Here is a 3251-nt window from a genome sequence, read left to right on the forward strand (position 1 = left end):
CGCGCCCGCGGACGCCGCGGAGATCGCCGCGCGGCTCGCGGCCGGAGAGTGGGTCGTGGACCTGCGCAGCCGGCTCGCGTTCGCGGCCGGGCATGTCGCCGGAGCGGTCAACTTCGAGGCGGACGGCCAACTCGCCGTCTATCTGGCCTGGCTGCTGCCCTGGGGCAAGCCGGTCACCCTGCTCGCCGAGTCTCCGGAGCAGCTCGCTCAGGCACAGCGCGAGTTGACGCAGGTCGGCGTCGACCGGCCTGCCGCCGCCGCGATCGGCTCGCCGGCCGACTGGGTCCCCGAGGGGGAACGGCCGCGCACCTTCCGGCGTGCCTCCTTCGCCGAACTGGCCGAGGCGTACGACTCCCCCGGCCGACCCGTGGTCCTGGACGTCCGGCGCGACTCCGAGCGCGCCGGGGGTCATGTAGCCGGGTCGCTGCACATACCCGTGCACCAGGTGCGCGACCGGCTCGACGAGATACCCGCCGGGACCGTCTGGGTGCACTGTGCCGGAGGCATGCGGGCCGCGATCGCCGCCTCGCTGCTCGACGCGGCGGGCCGGGACGTGGTGGCCGTCGACGACTCCTTCGCCGCCGCGGCCGCCTCCGGCCTGCGCATGACACGGATCGACGCCGACTCCCCCGGCACTGCCTGCCGCGCGTCCGAGGACTCCGCGGCGTGAGCGTCCTGATCCTCGCCCTGGCCGCCGGTGCCGTGACCGGGATCGCGCTCGGGGCGCTGGGGGGCGGCGGCAGTGTGCTGACCGTGCCCGCCCTGATCTACCTGCTCGGATTCACCCCCTCGGCGGCCACCACCGCGAGTCTGGTCATCGTCACCCTCACCTCGGCGACCGCGTTGTCCGCGCACGCCCGGGAGGGCACCGTCCGCTGGCGTGCCGGAGCGCTGTTCGCGCTGGCGGGGCTGATCCCCGCGGCCCTGGGCGGGGCGGTCTCCGGACTGCTGCCTCCGGCCGTGTTGACCGGCGCGTTCGCGCTGATCGCGGGCCTCGCGGCGTTCCGGATGCTCCGGCCGTCGGCCGGCGCGACGGGGGCCGCGCCCGCGGGGACCGGCCGGATCACGGGGACCGGCGCCGGCCTCGGCGCGGTGACCGGTGTGCTGGGGGTGGGCGGCGGCTTCCTCGCCGTACCCGCCCTGGTGAACGTCGTGGGTCTGCGGATGCGGGCCGCCGTCGGCACCAGCCTGCTGGTGATCACGGCGAACTCGCTCGCCGCGCTGCTCGCCCGCGCGGGAACGGCGCAGAGCGTCGACTGGGCGGTCGTCGCGCCGTTCGCCGGAGCCGCCGTGCTCGGCGCGTGGGACGGCAAGCGGCTCGCGGCCCGGCTGTCCGGCGGCACGCTTCAGCGGATCTTCGCCTGGGCCCTGCTGGCCGTGGCCGCGCTGATGCTCCTGGACGTCGTGCTGTGAGGCTCAGGCGAGCGACAGGAAGAGCTTCTCCAGCCGGGCCCGCATCTGGTCACTGTTCTCACCGTTCCGCGCGCCCTTCTCGACGTCGGTCAGGCACTGCTGGAGCCCGGTGGCGATGATCGCGAAACCGGCCCGGTCCAGGGCTCGGGAGGCGGCGGCGAGCTGGGTGACCACGTCCTCGCAGTCCCGTCCCTCCTCGATCATCCGGATCACACCGGAGATCTGTCCCTGCGCCCGGCGCAGCCGGTTCAGCACCGACTTCAGCTCGTCACCCGCGAGTTCCAGTTCCACGAAGACTCCTCCATTCATACCCCTAGGGGTATCTTACTCCGCCCCCGCGGGGCACCCCCGAAGAGCAAGGATGACACTCCGTATGAACACCCCCGTCTCCCTCGACGTCGACCAGGCCCACGGCCGCCTCGGCGAGCTGACCGTCATCGACGTCCGCACCCCCGGCGAGTACGCCTCCGGCCATCTGCCGGGCGCCCTGAACGTTCCGCTGGACCGGCTCCGCGGCGCGCTGCCCGTGCTCGGGAACGCCCGCACCGGACTGCTCGTCGTCTGCGCCTCCGGCAACCGCTCGGCGAACGCCTGCGCCCTGCTGGCCGAGCACGGTGTGCCGGCGGCCTCCCTCACCGGCGGTACCGGCGCCTGGGCGGAGCGCGGGCACGAACTGCACCGTCCGGCCACGACCACACGGGCCGGCTGGTCCATGGAACGCCAGGTCCGGTTCACCGCCGGCGCCATCGTCCTCACCGGCCTCGCCCTCGGACTCCTGCACCCCGCCTGGCAGTTGCTCTCCGCGGGTGTCGCGGGCGGCCTGGTCTTCTCGGCACTCACGAACACCTGTGGCATGGCCGCGCTGCTCTCGAAGCTCCCGCACAACCGGCCCCGTCCGGCGGACCTCGACGCCACCCTCGCGGCCCTCGCGGAGCGCGTGTCCTGAAGTCCGCCCGGACCGGGGGCAGTCGGGACCGGCACACCCGGGCCGCCGACGTAGCCTGAGTGCTCCGTCCCGACTCCCGCGAGGAAGCACCGTGAGCCTGACCGAGGCCGAGCCCGAGGTGCCCGCGTGGCGCCTGCTGCTCGGGTACGTACGACCGCACCGCCGGGCCCTGTTCGGGGGCGCGCTGCTCGCGCTCGCGACCGGCGCGACCGGTCTGCTGCTGCCGCTGGTGGCGCGCGGGCTCATCGACGATCTGTCGCACGACCGCCCGATCGGACGGGCCCTGCTCGGCATGGCGGCCCTGGTGGTGACCAACGCGGCCGTGGGAGCGCTGGGTTCGTACGTCCTGCGGCGCACCGCGGAGTCGGTCGTGCTGGGCGCGCGGCGCGCTCTCTCCTCGTATCTGCTGCGGCTGCGCATACCCGCCGTGGACCGCAGCGAGCCCGGCGACCTGATGGCGCGCATCACCTCCGACACGACCCTGCTGCGCGAGGTCACGACCGATTCGCTGGTCGGCCTCGGCACCGGCGGTCTCACCCTCGTCGCGACGGTGGTCATGATGGGCCTGGTCGACCCGGTGCTCCTCGGCGTCACGCTGGGTGTGGTGCTGTGCGCGGGTTCGGTGCTCGGCGTGATCGTGCCACGCATCAACCGGGCGAGCAGACGGGCCCAGGACGCCGTCGGGGTGATGGGGGCCTCGCTGGAGCGGACCCTCGGCGCGCTGCGGACGATCAAGGCGTCGGGCGCCGAGCACCGTGAGGAGCGCAGCGTCCACGAGGCCGCCGAGGAGTCCTGGCGGCAGAGCGTGCGGGCGGCCCGGTGGTCGGCGGCCGCCGGCAACACGGCCGGCCTGGCGATGCAGGTCGCCTTCATCACGGTCCTCGCGGTGGGC

5 protein-coding genes are annotated in these 3251 nt (G+C 74.4%); 4 read left to right on the top strand and 1 reads right to left on the bottom strand.

Annotated features, from left to right (window positions below):
• The coding region (locus ACWEBX_RS38440; RefSeq protein WP_451889360.1) for a rhodanese-like domain-containing protein at window positions 1-670 on the top strand (670 nt) is incomplete at its 5' end.
• On the top strand, window positions 667-1413 hold the full coding sequence (locus ACWEBX_RS38445) for a sulfite exporter TauE/SafE family protein (protein WP_451889361.1): 747 nt from the start codon (window positions 667-669) through the stop codon (window positions 1411-1413). The genes ACWEBX_RS38440 and ACWEBX_RS38445, both read left to right, overlap by 4 nt.
• A gap of 3 nt (window positions 1414-1416) precedes the next feature.
• Here ACWEBX_RS38445 and ACWEBX_RS38450 read toward each other — a convergent pair whose 3' ends face one another.
• Window positions 1417-1704, bottom strand: coding sequence for a metal-sensitive transcriptional regulator (locus tag ACWEBX_RS38450; RefSeq protein WP_451889363.1), 288 nt, complete (start codon window positions 1702-1704; stop codon window positions 1417-1419).
• A gap of 82 nt (window positions 1705-1786) precedes the next feature.
• Between ACWEBX_RS38450 and ACWEBX_RS38455 the strand changes: the two genes are divergently transcribed.
• On the top strand, window positions 1787-2359 hold the full coding sequence (locus tag ACWEBX_RS38455) for a rhodanese-like domain-containing protein (protein WP_451889362.1): 573 nt from the start codon (window positions 1787-1789) through the stop codon (window positions 2357-2359).
• 97 nt (window positions 2360-2456) lie between these two features.
• The coding region (locus ACWEBX_RS38460; RefSeq protein ID WP_451889364.1) for an ABC transporter transmembrane domain-containing protein at window positions 2457-3251 on the top strand (795 nt) is incomplete at its 3' end.

The sequence above is a fragment of the Streptomyces sp. NPDC005070 genome (genome assembly GCF_053600395.1).

What these genes read in the sequence shown, in the direction of transcription:
- ACWEBX_RS38455 (WP_451889362.1), top strand. Translation starts at nt 1,787, where the DNA reads ATGAACACCCCCGTCTCCCTCGACGTCGACCAGGCCCACGGCCGCCTC.